The organism is Streptomyces sp. NPDC002463 (genome assembly GCF_042889835.1).
Lineage (GTDB): Bacteria > Actinomycetota > Actinomycetes > Streptomycetales > Streptomycetaceae > Streptomyces > Streptomyces nymphaeiformis.
Genome location: NZ_JBIARL010000007.1, coordinates 21,336 through 45,266 on the forward strand (window position 1 = coordinate 21,336; position 23,931 = coordinate 45,266).

Annotated in this window: 21 protein-coding genes; 12 read left to right on the forward strand and 9 right to left on the reverse strand. The window is 72.1% G+C overall.

The features are described from left to right. The first annotated feature begins 6 nt into the window (after nucleotides 1-6). The 3 genes from ACFYX3_RS15825 (at nucleotide 7) to ACFYX3_RS15835 (ending at nucleotide 2,978) form a co-directional block, all read left to right on the forward strand. Nucleotides 7-1,443, forward strand: coding sequence for a hypothetical protein (locus tag ACFYX3_RS15825; RefSeq protein WP_389013293.1), 1,437 nt, complete (start codon nucleotides 7-9; stop codon nucleotides 1,441-1,443). Nucleotides 1,444-1,528: 85 nt separating this feature from the next. Then, a complete protein-coding gene (locus tag ACFYX3_RS15830; RefSeq protein ID WP_389013296.1) occupies nucleotides 1,529-2,137 on the forward strand; it encodes a hypothetical protein in 609 nt (202 codons plus the stop codon). A 22-nt stretch (nucleotides 2,138-2,159) separates the two neighbouring features. Continuing rightward, nucleotides 2,160-2,978: a histidine kinase gene (locus tag ACFYX3_RS15835; RefSeq protein ID WP_376583413.1), complete on the forward strand. Its 819-nt coding sequence runs from the start codon at nucleotides 2,160-2,162 to the stop codon at nucleotides 2,976-2,978. Nucleotide 2,979: 1 nt separating this feature from the next. Here ACFYX3_RS15835 and ACFYX3_RS15840 read toward each other — a convergent pair whose 3' ends face one another. Together ACFYX3_RS15840 and ACFYX3_RS15845 are read right to left on the reverse strand one after the other, a co-directional pair. Continuing rightward, a complete protein-coding gene (locus ACFYX3_RS15840; protein ID WP_389013300.1) occupies nucleotides 2,980-4,134 on the reverse strand; it encodes an SMI1/KNR4 family protein in 1,155 nt (384 codons plus the stop codon). Between the two features lie 80 nt (nucleotides 4,135-4,214). Continuing rightward, entirely contained in the window at nucleotides 4,215-5,012 is a 798-nt protein-coding gene (locus ACFYX3_RS15845) for a carbon-nitrogen family hydrolase (protein WP_382656248.1), read from the reverse strand. Nucleotides 5,013-5,167: 155 nt separating this feature from the next. On the opposite strand from ACFYX3_RS15845, the gene ACFYX3_RS15850 reads away from it, so the two are divergent. Next, a complete protein-coding gene (locus ACFYX3_RS15850; protein ID WP_385658766.1) occupies nucleotides 5,168-5,995 on the forward strand; it encodes a maleylpyruvate isomerase family mycothiol-dependent enzyme in 828 nt (275 codons plus the stop codon). A gap of 97 nt (nucleotides 5,996-6,092) precedes the next feature. Here ACFYX3_RS15850 and ACFYX3_RS15855 read toward each other — a convergent pair whose 3' ends face one another. The 6 genes from ACFYX3_RS15855 to pdhA form a co-directional block, all read right to left on the reverse strand. Further along, nucleotides 6,093-7,388, reverse strand: a complete 1,296-nt coding sequence (locus ACFYX3_RS15855) for a nitrate/nitrite transporter (protein ID WP_389013305.1) — start codon at nucleotides 7,386-7,388, stop codon at nucleotides 6,093-6,095. Beyond that, nucleotides 7,385-8,059 carry a GntR family transcriptional regulator gene (locus ACFYX3_RS15860; RefSeq protein WP_116160051.1) on the reverse strand — a complete coding sequence of 225 codons (675 nt, stop codon included), beginning with the start codon at nucleotides 8,057-8,059 and terminating at the stop codon, nucleotides 7,385-7,387. Before ACFYX3_RS15860 ends, ACFYX3_RS15855 begins: the two co-directional genes overlap by 4 nt. A 67-nt stretch (nucleotides 8,060-8,126) precedes the next feature. Continuing rightward, entirely contained in the window at nucleotides 8,127-8,651 is a 525-nt protein-coding gene (locus ACFYX3_RS15865) for a hypothetical protein (RefSeq protein WP_389013309.1), read from the reverse strand. Between the two features lie 107 nt (nucleotides 8,652-8,758). Next, complete coding sequence (locus ACFYX3_RS15870) at nucleotides 8,759-10,156, reverse strand: dihydrolipoamide acetyltransferase family protein (protein WP_389013312.1); 1,398 nt, start codon at nucleotides 10,154-10,156, stop codon at nucleotides 8,759-8,761. A 13-nt stretch (nucleotides 10,157-10,169) separates the two neighbouring features. After that, entirely contained in the window at nucleotides 10,170-11,150 is a 981-nt protein-coding gene (locus ACFYX3_RS15875; RefSeq protein ID WP_389013315.1) for an alpha-ketoacid dehydrogenase subunit beta, read from the reverse strand. Between the two features lie 2 nt (nucleotides 11,151-11,152). Continuing rightward, nucleotides 11,153-12,337: a pyruvate dehydrogenase (acetyl-transferring) E1 component subunit alpha gene (gene pdhA / locus ACFYX3_RS15880; protein WP_389013318.1), complete on the reverse strand. Its 1,185-nt coding sequence runs from the start codon at nucleotides 12,335-12,337 to the stop codon at nucleotides 11,153-11,155. Between the two features lie 339 nt (nucleotides 12,338-12,676). Here pdhA and ACFYX3_RS15885 point away from each other — a divergent pair, with 339 nt between their 5' ends. The 3 genes from ACFYX3_RS15885 to ACFYX3_RS15895 all read left to right on the forward strand — a co-directional run bounded on the left by ACFYX3_RS15885 (nucleotide 12,677) and on the right by ACFYX3_RS15895 (nucleotide 14,949). After that, nucleotides 12,677-13,336 (forward strand): response regulator, encoded by a 660-nt coding sequence (locus ACFYX3_RS15885; protein ID WP_376583430.1) that lies wholly within the window; start codon nucleotides 12,677-12,679, stop codon nucleotides 13,334-13,336. A 143-nt stretch (nucleotides 13,337-13,479) separates the two neighbouring features. After that, nucleotides 13,480-13,917, forward strand: a complete 438-nt coding sequence (locus ACFYX3_RS15890) for a pyridoxamine 5'-phosphate oxidase family protein (protein ID WP_389013321.1) — start codon at nucleotides 13,480-13,482, stop codon at nucleotides 13,915-13,917. A 15-nt stretch (nucleotides 13,918-13,932) separates the two neighbouring features. Further along, nucleotides 13,933-14,949 (forward strand): phosphotransferase, encoded by a 1,017-nt coding sequence (locus ACFYX3_RS15895; protein ID WP_376583432.1) that lies wholly within the window; start codon nucleotides 13,933-13,935, stop codon nucleotides 14,947-14,949. Nucleotides 14,950-14,968: 19 nt separating this feature from the next. Here ACFYX3_RS15895 and ACFYX3_RS15900 read toward each other — a convergent pair whose 3' ends face one another. Next, nucleotides 14,969-16,585, reverse strand: a complete 1,617-nt coding sequence (locus tag ACFYX3_RS15900; protein ID WP_389013325.1) for a protein kinase — start codon at nucleotides 16,583-16,585, stop codon at nucleotides 14,969-14,971. Nucleotides 16,586-16,861: 276 nt separating this feature from the next. On the opposite strand from ACFYX3_RS15900, the gene ACFYX3_RS15905 reads away from it, so the two are divergent. The 5 genes from ACFYX3_RS15905 (at nucleotide 16,862) to ACFYX3_RS15925 (ending at nucleotide 23,880) form a co-directional block, all read left to right on the forward strand. Further along, nucleotides 16,862-18,508, forward strand: coding sequence for a protein kinase (locus tag ACFYX3_RS15905; RefSeq protein ID WP_389013330.1), 1,647 nt, complete (start codon nucleotides 16,862-16,864; stop codon nucleotides 18,506-18,508). Between the two features lie 125 nt (nucleotides 18,509-18,633). Further along, nucleotides 18,634-19,458, forward strand: a complete 825-nt coding sequence (locus ACFYX3_RS15910) for a hypothetical protein (RefSeq protein WP_389013333.1) — start codon at nucleotides 18,634-18,636, stop codon at nucleotides 19,456-19,458. A gap of 85 nt (nucleotides 19,459-19,543) precedes the next feature. Beyond that, nucleotides 19,544-20,206 (forward strand): PadR family transcriptional regulator, encoded by a 663-nt coding sequence (locus ACFYX3_RS15915; RefSeq protein WP_389013336.1) that lies wholly within the window; start codon nucleotides 19,544-19,546, stop codon nucleotides 20,204-20,206. 78 nt (nucleotides 20,207-20,284) lie between these two features. After that, nucleotides 20,285-21,019 (forward strand): ABC transporter ATP-binding protein, encoded by a 735-nt coding sequence (locus tag ACFYX3_RS15920; RefSeq protein ID WP_389013339.1) that lies wholly within the window; start codon nucleotides 20,285-20,287, stop codon nucleotides 21,017-21,019. Next, the gene (locus ACFYX3_RS15925; protein WP_389013342.1) at nucleotides 21,016-23,880 is read left to right on the forward strand and encodes an FtsX-like permease family protein; all 2,865 of its coding nucleotides are present in this window, start codon (nucleotides 21,016-21,018) and stop codon (nucleotides 23,878-23,880) included. Before ACFYX3_RS15920 ends, ACFYX3_RS15925 begins: the two co-directional genes overlap by 4 nt. Nucleotides 23,881-23,931 lie beyond the last annotated feature (51 nt).

The window sequence follows — 23,931 nt, forward strand, 5'->3', positions numbered from 1 at the left end:
GAGATCATGACGACCGACCTGGACAAGCTCGCCACCACCGCGGACAAGTGGGACGAGATGGCGGGCGAGCTGAAGAAGGTGGAGGAACGTTACGGGGAGAGCGTGCAGTCCCTGCCCACCTCGCAGGCCTGGCTGGGCGAGAGCGCGACCGCCGCCCACACCAACTTCACCGCCACCCGCTACGAGTACCAGGCGGCCCAGACGCAGGCGAAGGCGACCGCGACGCTGCTTCGCAACGCCCACGAGCAGTTCGCCGAGCTGAAGAAACAGCTGGAGAACGCCCGTGCCGACGCGATCAAGGCCGGCATGAAGGTCTCCGAGGAAGGACGGGTCGCCTACGACTACGAGCGGCTGACGCCCGAGGAGCGCAGCGCGCTGCACCACGACCCCGACGGGGCCAGGAGCGTGCGGGAGGCCGAGGTGTCCTGGGCCGAGCACCTGGACGGCTGCGTCAAGGCCTTCGACGTCGCCGACCAGGACCTGAAGAAGGACCTGGAGGCCGTCGTCGTGGACGGCTACGGCAACAAGAACGACGAGACCCTCGGCACCGGCTTCAACGGTGACGCGGGCAAGGTCTCCGCGGCCGACGACAAGGCCAAGGACGACCGGATGAACCTCGCCTGGCTGAAGATGAAGGACGACGAGACGCTCGACGACTACGTCCAGCGGCTCCAGCGCGACGGCCTCGCGAAGCTCACCGGAAACGAGAAACTCGCCGACCTGGTCTCGAAGTTCACCAACGGCACCATCACGGCGACCGCGTTCGCGGGCGCCCTGACGACCGCCGGCCTCTACTCGTACAAGCTGTCCAAGGCGCTCCGGCCGCCGTTCGTCCATCCGACGGCGCCCGGCACCTTCCTGTCCAAGCAGTTCAACATGCGGCTCGCCGGGGCCGCTCCGGGCAGCCTGCTCAGCAAGGTGCCGCCGGGGGTCGCGACCGCGATCACCGGCTCGGACGAGGCCGCCATGTACGGCGGGTTCATGCGCAACGGCGCGTTCTTCATGCCGACCGCCGCCGAGGCCAACCTGCTGAAGGTCGCGCAGAACGGCGGCCTCGCCAACGCCGCCAAGGCGGCGGGCTGGCTGCGCGGGGCGGGTGTCGTCGGCGGTGTGGCGGCCACCGCGTACGGCGTGGCCAACCTCGCCACGTACAACACGGACATGATCAAGGCGGATCCGGCGAAGTTCGCCACGGACCTCACCGGGACGGCCTTCAACGCCTCGCTGACGGCGCTGACGGTGGCTCCGAACCCGGTCACGCTCGGCCTCGCCGTCGGCACCGGCGTCGCGTACGCCGGCGCGATGATCTGGGACAACCACGAGGCCATCGGGAAGGGGCTGGAGGCGGCCGGGGACTGGGTCGGCGACAAGGCGTCCGACATCGGGAACGGCCTCAAGGACGGCGCGAAGAAGCTCGGCAGCGCGCTGAACCCCTTCGACTGAGGCCCTTCGACTGATCCCCTTCGGCCGAACCCCTTCGACCGAGCCCCTTCGACCGAGCCCTCGATCGAGCAGGAGTCAGAAAGAGATGCACATCCAGGTGACCCCCTTCGACCTCCAGGCGTGGAAGGAGGGGAACCGGCACGACTACCGGGCCGGCTGGAAGGGGGTCTCGCCGGAGTTCGGCGAGATCACGCTGACCTGCCCCCTCCCCCGTACCTCTCCGGAGTCGCTCGTCTCGGAGGTACGCGGCGGGCGGCTGCCGACGGCTTCCTTCGAGGCGCGCGGGATGCACGTCGAGGGGATGAAGCTGCCCGGCCTGAACCGGTCCACCCTCCGGGTCGGCGACCGCGTCGTGTACGTGGAGCGGAACCGTTTCGGCGCCACTCTGGAGCAGCGCGCCCTGGCCATGCGGTACGCGGGCGACCACTACCGGCTCGCGGCCCTCGACAAGCACGGCTACGTCCTGACCCGCGCCGCCGACGACGAGGACCCCGGCGTCACGATCACCGTCCGCGAGACCGGGCGCGGCAAGAACCGCCGGCTCTCCGTGCAGGTCGAAGGGCGTGCCGAGGGCGGGGACCTGTCCCTCGCGCTGATCTTCGCGGGCGTGGACCGCTCGACCCTGACGCAGCTCGGCGCGGTGAAGGCGGGCCTCTCCCGCGTCACCCATTTCTGGACCGAGTCCCAGTACTGACCACCTGATGAATGAGCGTGAGATGCCTTCCTTCGACGTGACCCGATCCCGCTTCCGACTGAGCGACGACGACGTCTTCGTCCTTGCCCAGCTGGCGACCGGACAGCCGGTCCCGGCGGCCATGGAGCCGGCGGCGGCGCGGCTGCGGGACGCCGGACTCGCCAACGAGGCCGGGGAGCTGTCCGCGCTCCTGCTGCCGCTGATGCGGACGGTCGTGCAGCCGTCCGTGATCGTCTCCCTGGAGGCAGGCGGCCGGCAGGGCGTCCTCCACCACGGGCTGCTCATCGGCGACGACCACGTCGTCTGCCACGAGACCTGGCCGGGCCAGGAGGAGGCCGAGTACCGCCTCGTGGAGCCTCGGACCGTGGTGTGGACGCTCGCCGACCTGGTGGCCCTGCGCCAGTCGGACGGGGACGCGGCCGAGGAGGTCGTCGAGACCACGGTGGGCGTCCTGGAGGCGGGGCTGGCCGCCCTGGAGAAGGCCTCCTCGACGCCGGGCGCGGACGAGCGGGCGCTGGTCGCGGAGGCGCTGCGCGCGGCGGGCGGCGACGGGGTCGCCTCCCGGCTCGCGGAGCTGGTGGTGGAGCTGCGCTCCCAGTGGCGCATGACGGCGGCCTGGCAGGGCCGGCAGGACGGCGCGCAGGGCGTGGTCGCGCGCGCCGTCGCCGTCTGGGACTGCGGCCCGCTCGGCTACTGGCTGCGGGAGCTCCCCGCCGAGCCCCTCGCGGAGGGCGGCGCCCAGGCGGGCAGCCCGTTCCGGCTGCGCCGGGTCGCCGCGAAGCGCGTCTGGCAGGAGCTGACCGCGCTGCTGCCGGACGCGACGGAGCTGACAACGGCCTGAACTAGTCGTCCTTCGGGCCGTAGGGCGTGAAGTCGATGACGTTCAGCGGGTCCTCGTGGGGGCGTACGAGGCGGGGGAGGCCTTCCGTGCGGAGTTCGCCACGCAGCCAGGCGAGGAGGGTCTCGGTGAGGGTGCCGGTGAGCGGCGGGCCCTGGTCGGCATGGCGGGGGATGACGATCAGGGGCCAGTCGTCGGGGGTGTCGCCCTCGGTGAGCCAGCAGAGCTCGTCGCCGTCGATGGAGTCGGCGAAGGGCAGGAAGCCGCCGGGTTCGGGCCAGACGGCCAGAGGGTGGTACTCGGGGTAGTCGGCGCGCAGGCCGCGGTAGGCGGCGCCGTACCACTCCTCCGTGCCCGCGAGGTCGTACCGCTCGGTGCCCAGCGGGGTGCGGAAGCGGAGCCACTGGCACCACTCGCCGCCGCCGTACGTCTCCATCAGGCGGACGTACTCGGTGGGGAGGCGGGTGCCGAGGCGCTCGTACAGCCACTCCCAGCTCCGCTCGCCGAGGTGCGGGGCGGCGGGCGGCGGGATCAGGGCGGTGAGGGTGGCGAGGCCGGTGCCTCCGGCGAGTGCGGCGCGCTGCTCGGGGGTCGGTTCGGGGCGCCGGGCCGGCGGGGTCCAGGGGGACAGTTCGCCGCCGGCGAGGCCGCTGCGGGCGAGGCTCGGGCGCAGGCCGTCGCCGACGAAGCCGGCGAGGGTCGGCAGGAGGGTGGTGCCGGGGCGGACCCAGGGGTCCTTCCCGGCGTTCGCGAGGTCCCGCACGTGGACGACGACCGGCCACTCGTCCGGGTCGTCGGAGGCGCTGGTGTCCCAGTAGAGGGTGTCGGACATGCGGGTCTCGCCGAAGGGGAGGACGCCGGGGGCGTCCCGGCGGCCGTCCTCGACGAAGCGGCCGTAGTCGAAGAGGCGCGCGTCGCTCGTGAAGGGGGTGTGCAGCCAGAGCCGTTCGCCGATGTCGAGCGGGCCGTAGGCGGTGGCCACGGCCTTGTAGTCGGCGGGCAGGCACAGGCCGAGCCACTCCTCGACCGCGTCCCAGTCGACGGGTGCCGCGGGTCCCTCCGGTGGCGGCCCGAAGAGCTCGGCGAAGGCGGCGGTGGCCTCCTGGCCCGGGTGCGGGTGCGGGCGCGGTATCAGACCGTCCTCGCCCGGCGAAGCCACCGGGCATTCCTCGTCCGGCGAAGCCACCGGGCCCTCTTCGCCCGGCGAAGCCATCGGGCCGTCTTCGTCCTGGTGGGCCATCAGGCCCGCCTCGGCGTCGCGATCCCCAGGACCCGGTCCTTGAGCGCCGGGAACTCCTCCCGGGTCGTGCGGACCTTCTCCGGGTCGAGGACGACCCGCAGGATCTCCTCGTCCGGGCCGGCCTCCGCGAGGGTCTCTCCCCAGGGGTCGACGACGATGGAGTGCCCGGCCTGCTCCACGCCCGCGTGGGTGCCGGCGGTGCCGCAGGCGAGCACGTACGCCTGGTTCTCGACGGCCCGGGCACGCGCGAGGAGGGTCCAGTGGGCGCGGCGGCGGGCGGGCCAGCCGGCCGGGACGACGAAGGCCTGGGCGCCCGCGTCGACGAGGCCGCGGAAGAGTTCGGGGAAGCGCAGGTCGTAGCAGGTGCCGACGCCGACGGTGAGGTGCGGCAGGTCGACGGTGACGAGGTCCTCGCCGGCAGCCATGAGGACGGCCTCGCCCTTGTCGAAGCCGAAGCGGTGGATCTTCCGGTACGAGGCGACGAGTTCGCCGTCGGGGGAGAGGACGAGCGAGGTGTTGTAGAGGGCGCCGCCCTCCGCCTCGACGAAGGAGCCGGCGTGCAGCCAGACCCCGGCGTCGCGGGCGGCCGCGGCCATGGCGCGGTGGGTGGGGCCGTTCAGCGGTTCGGACTCGGAGGCGAAGAGGTCGGACGCGAAGGCGCCGACGGTCCACAGTTCCGGGAGGACGACGAGGTCGGCGTGGCCGGATTCCTCCCGTACGAGCTGCGCCGCTCGGGCGCGACGGGCGTCGACCGGTTCGTCCGGGTCTACCGCGATCTGGATCAGCGAGGCGCGCACACTACCACCGTCCTGGCATTCGAGCCGTCAACACCGGCCTACGATCGTCACACGAAAGCACTGCCGGGGTGCCTTCGGGCAGCGTAACTTAGCGTCCGAGCCTCCCATCCAGTCGTGTTTTCAGCCCGCGCACCGAAGAACCGCCGAGGGGTCCCGTGACCGTCCATCCCAGCCTCCAGAACTACGCCGACGCCTGGACCCACTCCATCGAGGCGATAGCCGAGCTGGTACAGCCCCTCGTGGAAGGCGAATGGAACCGGCCGACGCCGTGCGTCGGGTGGTCGGTGCGGGACATCGTCTCCCATGTGATCGGCATGGAGACGGAGATGCTCGGCGACCCGCGGCCGATCCACTCCCTGCCCCGCGACCTGTACCACGTGCGCAGTGACTTCGCCCGCTACATGGAGGTACAGGTCGATGTGCGGCGGCACCACACCTCCCCGGAGATGACCTCGGAGCTGGAGTACATCCTGATCCGGCGGGCCCGTCAGCTCCGCAACGAGAACCGCTCCCCCGAGCATCTGATCCGCGCTCCCCTCAGCGCCGAGCAGACCCTCGAAATGGGCTACCGGGATCGCGCCTTCGATGTGTGGGTGCACGAGCAGGACCTGCGGGCGGCGCTGGGAGTGCCCGGGAACCTGGACTCGGCGGGTGCTCTCGTGGCCCGGGACGTGCTCCTGGAGGCGCTGCCGGACGTGGTCGCGAAGGACGCCGGGGCGCCCGCGTCCTCGGCGGTGGTGCTCGACGTGACCGGTCCGGTGGAGTTCCTGCGGACGATACGGGTGGACGCGGAGGGCCGCGGTTCGATCGACGGCGCGCCGTCCCTCGGCCCCGCGGTGACGCTGACGACGGACTGGGAGACGTTCGTGCGCCTGGCCTGCGGCCGGGTCCGGCCGGCCGAGGTGGCCGACCGGGTCAAGACCGAGGGCGACGCGGAGCTGGCGGCGGCGATCCTGGACAACTTCGCGGTGACGCCCCGGTAGATCGCGGCGCTTCCCATACGGGGCACGGTGACGTCCCGACGGATCCCGGCGCTCTCTACACCGGGCACGGTGACGTCCCGACGGATCCCGGCGCTCTCTACACCGGTACGTGCACGGCCTCGACGCGGCTGGCGACGAGCCGTTCCCGTTCCCTGCGGTGGGTGCGGGCCTTGAGGCGCAGTATCTGGACGACGCCGAGGGCCTCCAGGACGAAGACCGACGAGAACGCGATCCGGTAGTCGTCGCCGGTCGCGTCGAGCAGCACGCCGACGGCGAGCAACGTCGTCATCGAGGCGACGAAACCGCCCATGTTGACGATGCCGGAGGCGGTGCCCTGACGCTCGGGCGGGTTGGCCGGGCGGGCGAAGTCGAAGCCGATCATCGAGGCCGGTCCGCAGGCGCCGAGGACCAGGCAGAGGGTGACGAGCAGCCACATCGGCGCGTGGTCGCCGGGGTACGCGAGGGTCGTCCCCCACAGCAGGGCGGTGGCCGCGACCGTGCCGAGGGCGAGCGGGGCGCGGGCCTCGTGGTGGCGGGCGATGATCTGCCCGTACGCGAGGCCGATGACCATGTTCGACAGGACGACCAGGGTGAGCAGCGTCCCGGCGGTGGACCGGGAGAGGCCCTGCGCCTCGACGAGGAACGGCAGGCCCCAGAGCAGCAGGAACACCATGGCGGGGAACTGGGTGGTGAAGTGCACCCACATGCCGAGCCTGGTACCGGGCTCGCGCCAGGACTCGGCGATCTGGCGGCGGACGAAGGCGGCGCCCGCGTGGCGGGCGGGCTCCGGCTCGTACCCCTCGGGGTGGTCCTTGAGGAAGAGCAGGAGCAGGACGAGGACGACGACGCCGGCGAGGGAGCTGCCGACGAAGGTGGTCGTCCAGCCGAGGCCGTGCAGGGCGCGGGCGATGAAGACGGTGGAGACGAGGTTGCCGGCCATGCCGAAGAGGGCGGCGACCTGGCCGATGAGCGGGCCCCGGCGGGCGGGGAACCAGCGGCTGCCGAGCCGGAGGACACTGATGAAGGTCATGGCGTCGCCGCAGCCGAGGAGGGCGCGGGAGGCGAGCGCGGTGCCGTACGAGGGGGAGAGCGCGAAGCCCAGCTGGCCGGTGGTGAAGAGGACGACGCCGAGGGCGAGGACCTTCTTGGTGCCGAGGCGGTCGACCATGAGGCCGACGGGTATCTGCATGCCCGCGTAGACGAGCAGCTGGAGGATGGAGAAGGTGGAGAGCGCCGAGGCGTTGACGTCGAAGCGGTCGGCGGCGTCGAGTCCGGCGACGCCCAGGGACGTACGGAAGATGACGGCGACGAAGTAGACGGCGACGCCGACGCCCCAGACGAGGGCGGCGCGGCGGCCGCCGGGCGGATCGTCGGGCAGGCTGACGGGGCTCATCGGGCCTCACCCCGGACGAGGACCTTGACCCAGCTGAGGTGCTGGCGGACGCAGTGCGCGGCGCCTTCGACGTCGCCGGCCTTGATGCGGTCGAGGATCTCGGCGTGCTCGGCGATGTTCTTGGCGACGCGGTCGGGCTGGGACTGCATCACGGCGACGCCCATGCGCAGCTGGCGGTCGCGGAGCTGGTCGTAGAGGCGGGAGAGGATCTGGTTGCCGGCGTGCCGGACGATCTCGGCGTGGAAGCAGCGGTCGGTGACGGCGACCTCGGCGAGGTCCCCGGCCTCGGCGCGCCGCTTCTGCTCCTCCAGGAGCTCTTCGAGGCGGGCGACGAGCGCGGGGGGCGCGGGCACGGCACGGCGGACGGCGAACTCCTCGACGAGCAGCCGGGTCTCGACGACGTCGGCGATCTCCTGCGCGGAGACGGCGAGGACGAGGGCGCCCTTCTTCGGGTAGAGCTTGAGGAGCCCTTCCATCTCCAGCTTGAGCAGCGCCTCGCGGACAGGCGTCCTGGACACCCCGACGGCCTGGGCTAGTTCGCCTTCCGTGAGGAGGGTGCCTCCCTCGTAACGCCGGTCGAGTACGGCCTGCTTGACGTGCATGTAGACACGGTCGGCGGCGGGGGGCTGCTTGGTGGGCAGCGGGGCGGGACCGGCTGGGGCTGATGGCATGCGCACAGAATAGATACAAGAGAGGTGCAAGGGCAGCCCCGTCCAGGATGTGGAAGGGGCTGCCGCCTCAGACCCGTGCGGCTTCGACGATCTCGCGTATCGCGCGCACCGACGACAGCCGGTACGGCAGGGGCGCGACCTGCGCGACGACCGCGCCGAGCCATGCCGGATCGCCCAGCCGGTGCAGCAGCTTGGCCTCGGAGACCGCGGATATGAGATGGTCCACCAGATAGATGTGCGCCCCGGTGTAGGCGCGCTCGTGGTGGCTGTAGCGCGCGAACCAGTCGTCGTACGGATGGCGCACGAGGGCGTGTACGGAGCAGCCGTCGCGGCCTGTCTCGACCGGGCTCAACGCAGAGCCCCAGCCGAGCGGGCCGGCGGCCCGCGTGGCCATCCATGCCCGGTAGGTCGCGCGGATGCGCAGCTCCATGACCCTGGCCCAGGACACGACCTCGAGCGGCTCGGCCGTTCCGTTCGCGTGATGCTCCAGGCCTTCGGCCGTCAGGACCAGGCAGGTGCCTCCCTGACGCTTCGGATCACCGATCACCCATCGGTCTCCGACGAGCTCCAGCGGCCCCAATAACTCTGTCACGATCCCCCCAAGATTCCTGAGACAGAGAAAGGAGAGCACCCGGCCGGGGTGATGTCACCCCGGCCGGGTGTTCCGCGTATTTCACGTGAAACAGGCGAACTCGGGCGTCACGCCCAGGTGATGAGGCGCTTCGGGTTCTCCAGGATCGCGGCGACGTCCGCGAGGAACTTGGAGCCGAGCTCGCCGTCGACCAGGCGGTGGTCGAAGGAGAGGGCCAGCGTGGTGACCTGGCGCGGCTTCACCTTGCCCTTGTGGACCCACGGCTGGAGCTTGATCGCGCCGACCGCGAGGATCGCGGACTCGCCGGGGTTGAGGATCGGCGTACCGGTGTCGACGCCGAAGACGCCGACGTTGGTGATGGTGAAGGTGCCGCCCTGCATCGCCGCCGGGGTCGTCTTGCCCTCGCGGGCGGTGGCGACGAGCTCGCTCAGGGACTTCGAGAGCTCGGGCAGCGTCTGGGCGTGCGCGTCCTTGATGTTCGGCACGATCAGACCGCGCGGGGTGGCCGCGGCGATGCCCAGGTTCACGTAGTGCTTGAGGACGATCTCCTGCGCCGCCTCGTCCCAGGCCGCGTTGATCTCCGGGTTGCGCTTGACCGCGACCAGGACGGCCTTGGCGATGAGGAGGAGCGGGTTGACCCGCAGGCCCGCCATGTCCTTGTCGGACTTGAGCTCCTCGACCAGCTTCATCGTGCGCGTGATGTCGAAGGTCACGAACTCGGTGACGTGCGGGGCGGTGAAGGCCGAACCGACCATCGCCGCCGCCGTGGCCTTCCGCACGCCCTTGATGGGCACGCGGGTCTCGCGGGCGTCCGACGCCACGGCCGGGGCCTGGGCCGCCGCCGGAGCGGGCGCCGCCACCGGGGCCGTGGCAGCCACGGGCGCCGGGGCCTGGACCGCCGGAGCCGCGGCCGGAGCGGCCGCCGCGTGGACGTCCTCGCGGGTGATGATCCCGTCCGGGCCGGTCGGGGTGACCGTCGCCAGGTCGACGCCGAGGTCCTTGGCCAGCTTGCGCACCGGCGGCTTGGCCAGCGGGCGGTCGGTCGCGGGACCGTGGCCGTTCAGCTGCTCCGGGACCACCGGGGCGGCCGGTACGGAGACGGGCTCGACCGCCGCCGTCTTGCGGGCGCGCCGCTTGGTGGAGGACGCGGCCACGCCGTAGCCGACGAGAACCGGCTGGCGGCCCTCCGGCTCGGCCTCGGCGGCCGGCTCGGCGACCGGCGCCGGGGCGGCGGCCACGGCCGGCGTCTCGGGCGCGGCGCCGCCGCCGACGTTCACCGAGATGATGACCTGGCCGACGTCGACCGTGGTGCCCTCGGGGAAGAGAAGCTCGTGGACCGTCCCGTCGAAGGGGATCGGGAGCTCGACGGCGGCCTTGGCCGTCTCGACCTCGATCACGACCTGCCCGTCGGTGACGGTGTCACCGGGCTGGACGTACCACTTGAGGATCTCGGCCTCGGTGAGGCCCTCGCCCACGTCGGGCATCTTGAATTCGCGGATCGTCATGGTCGTGCTCTCCTCAGTACGCCAGCGAGCGGTCGACGGCGTCGAGCACGCGGTCCAGGCCCGGCAGGTACTCCTCCTCCAGGCGCGCCGGCGGGTACGGCGCGTGGTAGCCGCCGACCCGCAGGACGGGGGCCTCCAGGTGGTAGAAGCAGCGCTCGGTGATCCGGGCGGCGATCTCCGCGCCGGAGCCGAAGAACACCGGCGCCTCGTGGACGACGACCAGGCGGCGGGTCTTCTCGACCGAGGCCTGGATGGTGTCGAAGTCGAGCGGGGAGATCGAGCGCAGGTCCACGACCTCGATCGACTTGCCCTCCTCGGCGGCGGCCGCGGCCGCCTCCAGGCAGGTCTTCACCATCGGGCCGTAGGCGACGAGGGTGAGGTCCGTGCCCTCGCGGGCGACCCGGGCCTTGTGCAGCTCGCCGGGGATGGCCTCGGTGTCGACCTCGCCCTTGTCCCAGTAGCGGCGCTTGGGCTCGAAGAAGATGACCGGGTCGTCGCTCTGGATCGCCTGCTGGAGCATCCAGTAGGCGTCGTTGGAGTTCGCCGGGGTGACCACCTTGAGGCCCGCGACGTGCGCGAAGAGCGACTCGGGGGACTCGGAGTGGTGCTCGACGGCGCCGATGCCACCGCCGTACGGGATGCGGATGACGATCGGCATCTTCACCGTGCCGAGCGACCGGGCCCGCATCTTCGCCAGCTGGGACACGATCTGGTCGTACGCCGGGAAGACGAAGCCGTCGAACTGGATCTCCACGACCGGGCGGTAGCCGCGCAGGGCGAGACCGATCGCGGTGCCGACGATGCCGGACTCGGCGAGCGGGGTGTCGATGACCCGCTCCTCGCCGAAGTCCTTCTGCAGGCCGTCGGTGATCCGGAAGACGCCGCCGAGCTTGCCGACGTCCAGGCCCATGATCAGGACCTTGGGGTCGGTCTCCAGGGCCTTGCGCAGCGACTCGTTGAGCGCCTTCGCGAGGGGAAGCTTCTGAACAGCCATGGTTACTCGGCCTCTCCGCCCTCGAAGGACGCCTGGTAGGCGGCGAACTGCGCGCGCTCCTCGTCGACGAGCGCGTGCCCGTCCGCGTACACGTTGTCGAACATCGCCATGTGGTCCGGGACGGGCATGGCGCGGACAACCTCGCGGACGTGCTTGCCGAGCGCCTCGCTCTCCGTCTCCAGCTCCTCGAAGAAGGCGGCGTCGGCGTAGCCCTCGTTCTCCAGGTACGTCTTGAGACGCTGGATCGGGTCCTTGGCCTCCCACTCCTCGCGCTCCGCGTCCCGGCGGTAGCGGGTCGGGTCGTCGGAGGTGGTGTGGGCGGCCATGCGGTAGGTGTACGCCTCGATGAGCGTCGGGCCCTCGCCGCGCCGGGCGCGCTCCAGCGCCGACCGGGTCACGGCCAGGCACGCGAGGACGTCGTTGCCGTCGACGCGGACGCCGGGGAATCCGAAGCCGCGGGCGCGCTGGTAGAGCGGGACGCGCGTCTGCTTCTCGATGGGCTCGGAAATGGCCCACTGGTTGTTCTGGCAGAAGAACACGACGGGCGCGTTGTAGACCGCGGAGAAGACGAACGACTCGTTCACATCGCCCTGGCTGGAGGCGCCGTCACCGAAGTACGCGATCACGGCGGAGTCGGCGCCGTCCTTGGCGATGCCCATGGCGTAGCCGGTGGCGTGCAGGGTCTGCGAGCCGAGGACGATCGTGTACAGGTGGAAATTGTTGGTGTTGGGGTCCCAGCCGCCGTTGTTCACACCGCGGAACATTCCCAGCAGATTCGTCGGGTCGACCCCGCGGCACCAGGCGACGGCGTGCTCACGGTAGGTCGGGAAGACGTAGTCGTCGTCGCGCAGGGCCCGGCCGGAGCCGATCTGGGCGGCCTCCTGGCCGAGCAGCGAGGCCCACAGGCCCAGCTCGCCCTGGCGCTGGAGGGCGGTGGCCTCGGCGTCGAAGCGGCGGCTGAGGACCATGTCGCGGTAGAGACCGCGCAGCTCCTCGGCGCTCAGGTCGATGTCGTACTCGGGGTGCTGAACGCGCTCCCCTTCGGGCGTCAGCAGCTGAACGAGCTCGGGCTCCGTGGCCGTGGTGGCCGTCGCCTTCTTGGTGGTGCTCGTGCTCGCGCTTGCGGTGCGCTTGGTGCCGCTGCTGCGTCGCGTCGTCTTGCGCGCGGCAGTGCTCTCCACGGTCACGTGCGTGCTCCTCCGTCGGTCCGGCCCCCGGGTTCGCCGGTGAGGCCAGTGCGGCTCCGCCTTGTCCGTACCTTCGCACGGGGTGGGTGCGACGCGGCCGGAGTCGGGCGTGAAAGGTGCCCCGGCGTGCGCCGTCATAGGCACGTTACCCATTACGCGGCATTCCCGCGAAACCCCACTTGACCTGCGATTTTGCTTGGATTTCCAAGTAAATCGAGAAAAGGGGGGACTCATCCCTGGTCAGAGCATGGACAGCGGCCCGACGACGCCGTCGGAACACCCGGCACGTTATCCCGCGCACCCCGGGCGCCGGAAGACCCAATATGTGAGACTGACCGCGTGCGCGAAGAAGGAAAAATCCGGGTATTTCTGCTGGACGACCATGAAGTCGTCCGGCGCGGCGTCCACGAGCTGCTCTCCGTGGAGGACGACATCGAGGTGGTCGGCGAGGCCGGGACGGCGGCGGACGCGCTGGTCAGGATCCCCGCGACCCGCCCCGACGTCGCGGTGCTCGACGTCCGGCTGCCCGACGGCAGCGGGGTCGAGGTGTGCCGCGAGGTGCGCTCCCAGGACGAGTCGATCAAATGCCTGATGCTGACCTCGTTCGCGGACGACGAGGCGCTCTTCGACGCGATCATGGCCGGGGCCTCGGGCTATGTCCTCAAGGCCATCCGGGGCAACGAGCTGCTCAACGCCGTACGGGACGTGGCGGCCGGCCGGTCGCTGCTCGACCCGGTGGCCACCGCCCGGGTCCTGGAGCGGCTGCGTGACGGCAACACACCGAAGGGCGACGAAAGGCTCGCCAGCCTGACCGAGCAGGAGCGCAGGATCCTGGACCTGATCGGCGAGGGCCTGACCAACCGGGTCATCGGCGAGCGGCTCCACCTCGCGGAGAAGACGATCAAGAACTACGTCTCCAGCCTGCTGTCGAAGCTGGGCATGGAGCGCCGCTCACAGGCGGCGGCGTACGTGGCACGACTGCAGGCCGAGCGGCACTGAGGCCCTGGACGCTCCCCGGTTCCCGTACCTCACCCGTACGGGCCCGGGCGGGGCCCTCCGGCCGGTTTTCGGGACCTACGTCCCCGTCGAACCGGGGCAGGGGCCCCTTTCCGGCACGGCGCCGGTGGCGGAGAGTGGAGACCATGTCCTCCGACGAGATCCGCGACGAGATCCGCGCCATCGAGTTGCTCAACCGCGTGTCGTACGGCCGGGTGGCGACGAGCATGCGGGCCATGCCGTTCGTCGCCCCCGCCCGCCACATCGTGGCCGACGGCCGCGTCCTGCTCCGGATGCACCGGGGCCTCGGCTACCACCGCGCCTGCAACGGCAGCGTCGTCGCGTACGGCGCGGACAACTCCGAATCCGGCGCCGAGCGGATCTGGTCCGTGCAGTTCACGGGCACGGCGGAGATCGTCGAGCCGACGGCGGAGCAGCTGGCGGCCTTCGGCCCCGAGCCCGTACGGGTGGACGGGGAGCCCTTCACGCCGGTGTTCATGCGGATCGAGCCGCAGTTCGTGACGGTCCACGAGCTCGACTACAGCGGGAACTCCGAAGAGCGACCCCTGCACCACGCAGCGTGATCTAACATCTGCGGAGTGCCGCGCTCATCTGTACTCCACGCTCCGCCGATCCGCCCCCTCCTGCGCCGCTACACGGACGTCGGCGAACCCCTCTCCTGCGTCCCCGTGACCGAGGGCTTACTCAACCGCGGGTACCGGCTCTCCACCACCCGCGGCGCGTACTTCCTCAAGCAGCACCTGGACGCCCCCACCTCCGACCGGGCCACCATCACCCGCCAGCACCGGGCCACCCAGCGCCTGCACGCGCTCGGCCTGCCGGTCGCACCGCCGCTCCCCGACAGCCGGGGCCGCACGGTCGCACTCGTCGGCGGACACTGCTACGCCCTGCACCCCTGGGTCGACGGCCGCCACCGCGACGGCGCCCAGCTCTCCACCGGCTGTTCCCGCCGCCTCGGCACCCTCCTCGGCCGCGTCCACACCTGCCTGGAGCAGGTCATGGAGTCCCCGCCGCCCGGCGGCGACCACGAGAGCGCCCGCCCCGAGGACACCTTCCGGGCCATCGACGAGCTGCTGCGCCTCGCCCGCGCGCACCGTCCCCGCGACGACTTCGACGCGCTCGCCGAGCACCGCCTCAGGGAGCGCCGCAGGCTCCTCGCCCAGCACGCCCACCACCGCCCGCCGCCCGCCTCGGCCGCCGGCTGGGTGCACGGCGACTTCCACCCGCTGAACCTGCTCTACCGGGGCGCGGAGCCGGCCGCGATCGTCGACTGGGACCGGCTCGGGGTCCGCCCCAGGGCCGAGGAGGCGGTCAGGGCCGCCGCGATCTTCTTCGTACGGCCGGAGGGGGAGCTGGCCCTGGAGAAGGTACGGGCGTACGCGCGCGCGTACCGGCGGGCGACGGGCGCGGACGGCGCCGAGCTGGCGGCGGCGGCGCACCGGGTGTGGTGGGAGCGGCTGAACGACTTCTGGACCCTGCGCTGGCGCTACCAGCTGCACGACCGGAGGGCCGACCCGCAGTTCCCCGCGGTGTCGGCCCTGGCGGTGTGGTGGACGCGCGAGTACGCGGCGGTCCGCGACGCCTTCGCCGGCTGAGGCTCCCCGAAGGGCCTCGTCAGCCGGTCGTGGCGCCCGCGCCGCCCGTCGGCGGGGTGTCCGGGTTGCCGTTGCCGCCGGAGGAGTCGTCGGTCGGCTGGTCGGTCGGCTCCGTCGGGGGCTCGGTCGTCGGCTCGCTCGTCGGCTCCGTCGGCGTGCCCGTGGACTGGGTCGGCGGCGCGGTCGTCGGCTGCGTCGACGGCGCGGTCGTCGGCTCGCCCGTGGACTCGGTCGGCTCCTGCGTCGTCGGCGGGTTCCACGGCTGCTGCGTCTCGCCGCCGGTCGTCGTACCCGTGTCCTCGGTGGGCTCCTCGGTGGGCTCCTCGGTGGCGGTGGGCTCCTCGGAGGCCGTCGACGGCGAGTTACTGATGCTCGTCGGCGTCTTCACGTTGCCATCCGAGTCACCCGCCTTGTCGATCGCGTACACGACACCCGCGATGACCGCGATCACCGCGAGCGCGGCGAACAGCCAGATCTTGCCCCGGCCGCCGTTGCCGCCGTTCCCGGAGCCGTACCCGTCCTGGCCGTAGCCGCCGGTGCCGCCCGTGCCGCCGTCGTATCCGTTGTACCCGCCGTCGTTCGGGTTCATCGGGGGAAGGATCGGGCCCTGCGCGGTCTCGCCGTGCATCGGGTGGCCCATCGCGGTCGTCGCGGCCATGCCGCCGACCGGGGTGTGCCCGCCCTCGTACATCTCGACCGGCCCGGTGTTCCACGTGCCGGTGTAGGCGCCCTGCTGCTGGAGCATCGACAGGGCGTACTGGATGAGTCCGCGCATCTCCTCGGCGCTCTGGAACCGGTCGTCCGGGTCCTTCGCGAGGGAGCGCATCACCAGGCCGTCGAGCTCCGGCGGCACGGATCCCGTCACGTCGGACGGCGGGACCGGCGCGTCCTGGACGTGCTGGTACACGACGGACAGCGGGGTCTCGCCGGTGAACGGGGGACGCAGCGCGAGGAGCTCGTAGAGCAGGCAGCCCGTCGCGTACAGGTCGGAGCGGTGGTCGACCGCCTTGCCGAGGGCCTGCTCGGGGGAGAGGTACTGCGGGGTGCCCATGACCATGCCGGTCTGGGTCATCGTCGACTGCGCGCCGTGCAGGGCGCGCGCGATGCCGAAGTCCATGACCTTCACCGCACCGGTGTTCGTGATGATCACGTTCGCCGGCTTGATGTCACGGTGCACGATGCCGTGCTGGTGCGAGTAGGCCAGCGCCTCCAGGACCCCGGAGACGATGATGAGTGCCTGCTCGGGACCGGGCGCCTCGGCGCTGAGCAGCAGGTCGCGGATGGTGCGGCCCTCGACCAGCTCCATCACGATGTACGGCACGGGCCGGCCGCCCACGAGGTCCTCGCCGGAGTCGTACACGGCGACGATGGCGTGGTGGTTGAGCCCGGCGACGGACTGCGCCTCGCGCGTGAAGCGGGCCTTGGAGACCGGGTCCTCGGCGAGATCGGCGCGCAGCAGCTTGACGGCCACCGTGCGGCCGAGCCGTACGTCCTCGGCGGCGAAGACCTCCGCCATGCCACCGCGGCCCAGGCGGTGCGTCAGGCGGTACCGGCCGTCGCCGACGACGCCGCCCTCGCCCCACGATTCCGCCGACGCGTCCGGCACACCGTTACCTGCTCCGGATTCGGGTGCCATCAGTCCTCGCCGTCGTCTGTCGTGCCGTGTCCAGTCGTCACGCTACAGGCTCCGTACGACACCACGGTCCGAGATGGACCGGCCATCCAACCCCCTCGACGTACACCTGTGCAAATTCGACGGGTTTCCCCCGCCCGTGCGGAAACGCTTCCTGTGCGGAGGGTCACGGAACGGGTACCGAACCGGGGCGCGGCTTGACGTGTCACTGCCCTGCGGCAGACTTGCGCCAGGAAATTCCGGATCAACGCCGCCACGCGCGCGTAGGGGGAAGCACAGATGAGCCAGGACGGCGCACAGGGCCGCTATGCGGGCGGTTCGGTCGCGGGCGGCCGGTACCAGCTGCGTGACCTTCTCGGCGAAGGCGGCATGGCGTCGGTGTACCTGGCGTACGACAGCGCCCTCGACCGGCAGGTCGCCATCAAGACGCTGCACACGGAGCTCGGCCGGGAGCAGTCCTTCCGCGAGCGGTTCCGGCGCGAGGCGCAGGCCGTCGCGAAGCTGTCGCACACCAACATCGTCTCGGTCTTCGACACCGGCGAGGACACCCTCGACGGCGCCGTCATGCCGTACATCGTCATGGAGTACGTGGAGGGGCAGCCGCTCGGCTCGGTCCTCGCCTCGGACGTCCAGCAGTACGGCGCGATGCCGGCGGACAAGGCGCTGAAGGTCACGGCCGACGTGCTCGCCGCCCTCGAGGTCAGCCACGAGATGGGCCTGGTCCACCGCGACATCAAGCCGGGCAACGTGATGACGACCAAGCGCGGCGTCGTCAAGGTCATGGACTTCGGCATCGCGCGGGCCATGCAGTCCGGCGTCACCTCGATGACGCAGACCGGCATGGTCGTCGGCACCCCCCAGTACCTCTCCCCCGAGCAGGCCCTCGGCCGCGCGGTGGACGCCCGCTCCGACCTTTATTCGGTCGGCATCATGCTCTTCCAGCTGCTGACGGGCCGTCTCCCCTTCGACGCCGACTCGCCGCTCGCCATCGCCTACGCGCACGTGCAGGAGGAGCCGGTCGCACCGTCCTCCGTCAACCGCTCGGTGACGCCGGCGATGGACGCGCTCGTGGCGCGCGCGCTGCGGAAGAACCCGAACGAGCGGTTCCCGAGCGCGGCGGCGATGCGCGACGAGTGCCTGCGGGTCCTCGCGGCCGGCCAGACCGGTGCGCCCGTGATCGTCCAGGGCGGTCCGGTCAGCAGCGGCGCGGGCGTCGGCTCGGCCGTCTTCCCGCCCGTCGGCCAGACCCCGCCGCCGGCCACGCACGGCGTGCAGCAGCCGTACCTGCCGCCGACGCCGCAGCCCGGCCCGTACGGCCCCGCGACCCCCGCGCCCGCCCCGGCGTACGGCTACCCGCAGCAGGCCCCGACGCCCGCGCCGGTCTACCAGACCCCTGCCCCCTCGCCGTACGCCCCGACGCCGGCGCCCATGCCCATGCCGACGCCCGCGCCGGTCACGACCGGCGGCTCCGGCTCCGGCTCCCGCCGGAACGCCCCGGTCCTCGTCGGCGCGATCCTCGTCGCGCTGCTCGCGATCGGCGGCCTGGTCACCGTGCTCAATCTGCCGGACGAAACGGATCCGCAGGCGGGCGGCACGGGCGGCACCGAGCAGAGCCAGACGGCGGCGCCCGGCCACAAGGGCCCCGACCTGACCAAGACCATCGACATGAAGAAGTGCACGCAGCCCTCGGAGTCGCAGGACGACCCCGCAAAGTTCGAGGTCCCCGACTTCAAGTACAAGAACATCCAGTCGGTGAAGGCGTGCGTCCAGGCGGCGGGGTGGAAGATCATGACCCAGACCCCGGTGGACGAGTCCACGTACGGCGAGGGCACGGTCCTGGAGCAGTTCCCGCCGGCCGGCGAGGACATCACGGACGACGACGCCGAGTTCACGCTCAAGATCTCGACGGGCAACCCGCCGCAGTAGTCACGATTCCTTCTTCGTTCCCTTTCCGTACACCCCCTGCACCCGTCCCGGATGCCGGAAATGTCCCGGCGTGTTTACGCTGAGTCGACCATCTCGGCGGCTCGGGTACGGGAGGGGGTCACCCGGTGACTCCAGCACTCCGCACGGCACGCGCGCGGGCTCTCCGCACCGCGCTCACCTGCGTGTTCACCGGCGCCTGCGCCCTGTACTCCACGCCCTTCACGTACGCGGCGGAAGCCCCCGGCACCTCGTTCCACCAGCGCGGGACAGGGGAGGCCCCCGGCGCCTCGTCCTTCCGGCGCGGGACGGCGGAGGCCCCCGGCGCCTCGTCCTTCCGGCGCGGGCCGGCGCCGGCCGTCCCGACGCCGGCGGCGACCCCGTCCTCAACCCCGCCCTCGCCGACCGAGCCGCCGGACTCCCCCTCCCCGTCGGGCTCTTCACCGGTCTCGCCGTCGGCGCCTCCGAGCGGCACCGGCGGCACCGCGCCCGTCTCCCCGGCGCCCGCGCCCACCGGCACCGGGGCGCCGTCCTCCACCGCCGCGCCGAGCGTCGAGCCCTCCGACGCCCCCACCCCCAGCGCCTCCGCCTCCCTCGCGGGGCGGCCCGCCGGTGAGGGACGGCCCCACCCCGGACGCCCCGAGTCCGCCACCCCGTCGACCACCGCACCGGCCACCACCAGGACGCCGTCGCCCGGCCCCTCTCGTACCGAAACCGCTACAACCCCGCGCGAGCACCAGGCCTCCGAAGAGGCTGACGAATCGGTACGCGAGGGGGACCCGCTGCCTCCCGAGGCCGCGCCCGCCAGCCTGCCCGCCGCCGCGCCCGGCCTCTCGGCCGAGGCCTCGTCCGCCCTCGGCGACCAGCGGATTCCCGTCCTCACCCTGGGCGTGGGGCTGGCCCTGATGGGGCTCGGCATCGGCTTCCTCGGGCTCCGGATGCGCCGCCGCTGACCCACCGGGTCCCCCTTGAGTCGGACCTCCCCGGTCCCCCTCAGGACGGTTGTCCGCCACGGCATACCCGGTATACATACTGAGTATGTCGATCCGCCACGGGCTCCTCGCCCTTCTCGAACGCGGCCCTCGCTACGGCTCCCAGCTCCGTACGGAGTTCGAGTCCCGCACCGGCTCCACCTGGCCGCTCAACGTCGGCCAGGTCTACACGACCCTCAACCGTCTTGAGCGCGACGGCATGGTCGCCCAGGGCGGCGAGGACGCGGCCGGGCACACGCTCTACACGATCACCGACAGCGGCCGCGTCGAGCTCAGGACCTGGTTCGAGAAGCCGGTGGACCGCACCAGCCCCGCCCGCGACGAACTGGCCATCAAGCTCGCCATGGCCGTGGGCGCGCCCGGCGTCGACATCCGGAACGTCATCCAGTCCCAGCGCCGTCACACCGTGAAGGCGATGCAGGACTACACCCGGCTCAAGGCCCAGGCCCTGCTCGCCGTCGAGGGCGGCGGGGCCCGGGAGCGGGACGACGTGGCCTGGCTGCTCGTCCTGGAGCAGCTGATCTTCCAGACCGAGGCGGAGGCCCGCTGGCTGGACCACTGCGAATCCCGGCTGATCCGGCTGTCGGCGACGGCCGGGACGGGGGCTTCGGCCGGTCCGAGCTCCCCCAGCGCCCCGGCCGCCTCCAGCACCCCTACCGCCTCCACTGCCCCGAACGTCCCGACCGCCCCGCGCACTTCGGCCTCGTAGCGCTCACGCACCACCCTTCCACCGCACGCTCCCGTACGCGGCCCGACCGCCGCGTACGGCCAACGGGGGGACCCCTCCATGCCCACACAGCAGCCCGTGCTGCAACTGCAGAACCTGACCCGCGTCCACGGCGCGGGCGCCACCGAGGTGCACGCCCTGCGCGGCATCGACCTCGCGGTGTACCCCGGCGAACTCGTCGCCGTCATGGGCCCGTCGGGCTCCGGCAAGTCCACGCTGCTCACCATCGCCGGCGGCCTGGACACCCCCAGCTCGGGCCGGGTCATCGTCGAGGACACCGACATCACCGCGGCGAGCGTCAAGGAGCTCGCGGCCCTGCGCCGCCGCAGCATCGGGTACGTCTTCCAGGACTACAACCTCATCCCGGCCCTGACCGCCGCCGAGAACGTCGCCCTGCCCCGCGAGCTGGACGGGACCTCCGCCCGCAAGGCGCGCGTCGAGGCCACCGCCGCCCTGGAGGAGATGGGGCTCGGCCACCTCGCCGACCGCTTCCCCGACGAGATGTCCGGCGGCCAGCAGCAGCGCGTGGCCATCGCCCGCGCCCTCGTCGGCGACCGCCGTCTCGTCCTCGCCGACGAGCCGACCGGCGCCCTCGACTCCGAGACCGGCGAGTCCGTCCTCGCCCTGCTCCGCTCCCGCTGCGACGCGGGGGCCGCCGGCGTCCTCGTCACCCACGAACCGCGGTTCGCCGCCTGGGCCGACCGGGTCGTGTTCCTGCGGGACGGCGCGATCGTCGACCAGACCGTGCGCAGCGACGCCGACTCTCTCCTCTCGGGCCAGGTGGCTGAGGCGTGAAGACCTGGTTCCACTCCTGGCGGGCCGCGATCCGCATCGCCCGCCGCGACGCCTGGCGTTCCAAGGGCCGCAGCGCTCTCGTCCTCGCGATGATCGCGCTGCCCATCCTGGGCGTCAGCGCCCTCGATCTGACCTACCGCAGCTCCGAACTCTCCCCCGCCGAGAAGCTGGAGCGGACGATCGGCGCGGCCGACGCGCGCTTCAAGGACGCCCAGGTCAACGGCGTCCCGATCTTCCAGGACCCGACCGGCGAGATGCACACGACGGCCAAGGACTACAAGGACGAGCCCTGGCCGAGCGGCTCCACGGACGTCACGAAGGCCATCCCGGCGGGCTCCACCGTCCTGACGGACGGCTCCGGTTCGGCCAAGCTGACGACGGCCCACGGTCTGCTCGGGGCCGAGGTGCGTGAGCTCAAGGCGTCCGATCCGGTCGCCCGCGGCATCATGACGCTCCTGGAGGGGCGCTTCCCGGAGAAGAACGACGAGGTCATGGCGACCTCGCACTTCCTGGAGAGCAGCGGCCTGTCGATCGGAGCAACCCTTTCCGCCCGCAATTTCGATCGCCCGTACCGGATCGTCGGCTCCTACGAACTTCCCGGCTCCCTGGCCACGGACCAGGTCAACGCGCTGCCCAGCGCCTTCCTCGCCCCGTACGCGAAGGCGGTCGAGAAGGCCGGGCTGCCCGCGCCCGACCTCTCCGTCTCGTACCTGGTGCGCAAGTCCGGTGGTTTCACGTGGAACAGCGTGAAGGAGATCAACACCAAGGGCATCGCCGTCGTCTCGCGCGCCGTGGTGCTCGATCCGCCCGCCGAGTCCGAGGTCCCGCTCAACCAGAAGGAGGGCTTCGGCGGTTACCAGGCCAGTGCGGAGGCCTCCGCCGCCGAACTGGCCTCCCTCGCCACCGTCGTCGGCCTGGCGATGCTGGAGATCTGCCTGCTCGCCGGTCCCGCCTTCGCGGTCGGCGCCCGCCGCTCGCGCCGTCAGCTCGGCCTGGTCGGGGCCAACGGCGGTGCCCGCAGCCACATCCGCGCGATCGTGCTCAGCGGCGGCCTCGTCATCGGCGTCGCGGCCGCCGTCACCGGCATCGTCCTCGCGCTGATCCTGACGCTCGTCCTTGAGCCGGTCCTCGAGGACGCCATGGGCCAGCGGTTCGGGGCCTTCGACATCCGACCGGTCGAACTGCTCGGCATCGCCCTGCTCGCGGTCCTGACCGGTCTGCTCGCCGCGGTCGTCCCCGCCTTCACCGCCTCCCGGCAGACCGTCCTCGCCTCGCTCACCGGCCGACGCGGAATCCGCCGCAGCAGCCGCGTGCTGCCCGTGATCGGCCTGGTGGCCCTCCTGTTCGGCGGCGCGGTCGCCCTCTTCGGCTCGATGGTCTCCCAGCAGGTCGTCCTCGTGGCCGCGGGTTCCGCCCTCGCCGAGCTCGGCGTCGTCGCCATGACGCCCGCCCTGGTGGGCCTGTTCGGGCGGACCGGCCGCTGGCTGCCGCTCTCCCCGCGCCTCGCGCTTCGGGACGCCGTCCGCAACCGGGGCCGTACGGCACCCGCCGTCGCCGCCGTCCTCGCCGCCGTCGCGGGCACGGTCGCCGTCTCCACGTACATGGCCAGCCGCGAGGCCCAGAACAGGGCGGGCTACGAGGCCACACTGCCGTACGGCGTCGCCTCCGCCTTCGTCCAGGAGGAGGGCGGCCGGGACGCCCCCGCCGTCCGCGAGGCCGTCCAGCGCAACTTCCCCGTCGACGTCCGCGCCGACGTCGCGCGCATCTCGGTCGGCAAGCCCGGCTGCAGCCCCTGGGACAGCGGCGCCGGCTGCGGCCGCTACGAGGTCATCGTCCCGCCGGCGAACGAGTGCCCGATGTACGCGACCGGCCCGGGCGGCGGCGACCCCTCCGAGAAGTACACGCCCGAGCAGCGACGGAAGATGCTCACGGAGGACTGGCGGTGCAAGGATTCCGCGAGCAGCGGGATGTACGTCTCCGACGGCGGCCTGCTCATCGGTGACGCCAGTCTGCTGAAGGTTCTCGGCGTCGACGACCCCGCGACCGAGAAGGCCCTCGCCGACGGCAGGATCGTCGCCTTCAACCGCGCCCTGGTCGACAAGAAGGGCACCATCGGGATCAAGCAGATCACCGACATCCCCGCCGCCGACAAGGCATCCGAGGAGGGCCGTCCCGCCCCCGGCAAGGTCAGCACCCTGTCCGCGTACCTGGTGCCCGGCGAGAAGAAGTCCTACGGCCTCCAGGCCCTCATGACCCCGGCCACCGCCAAGGCCGCCGGCCTCTCCACGGCACCCCTCGGCCTGTACGTCAGCACCGAGCGGCTCCCGGACTCCGAGCAGCGCCAGAAGCTCGACAGCGACCTCGCCAAGCTCGGCAGCAACATCGAGCTCCACCTGGAGGAAGGGTTCGTCAACGAGTACGGCATCGTCCTGCTCGCGCTGGCCGTCTTCGCGGGCCTGGTCACCATCGGCGCCGCCGGCATCGCCACCGGGCTCGCCCAGGCCGACGCCGAGGCCGACCTGAAGACGCTCGCCGCCGTCGGTGCCCCGCCCCGGGTCCGCCGCACGCTCAGCGGATTCCAGTGCGGAGTCGTCGCCGCGATGGGCGTGCTCCTCGGCTCGGCCGCCGGACTGCTGCCCGCCGTCGGACTCCGGCTGACCGAGGAGCGCGACGAGCTCCGCTACTACGAGCAGAACCTCGCCGAGGGCTGGAGCGGCGACCTGACCCCGCCCGACGTGCCGATCGTCATCCCCTGGGAGACGCTGGCCGGGCTGCTCGTCGCCGTCCCGCTCGGCGCCGCCCTCCTCGCCGCCCTGGTGACCCGCTCACGCGGCGCACTGGCCCGGCGCGCGGCGACCTGACGGTCTTCGTTCCCGTCCTGTGCCCCTGTACGAGGGTGGATCACCCCCGTA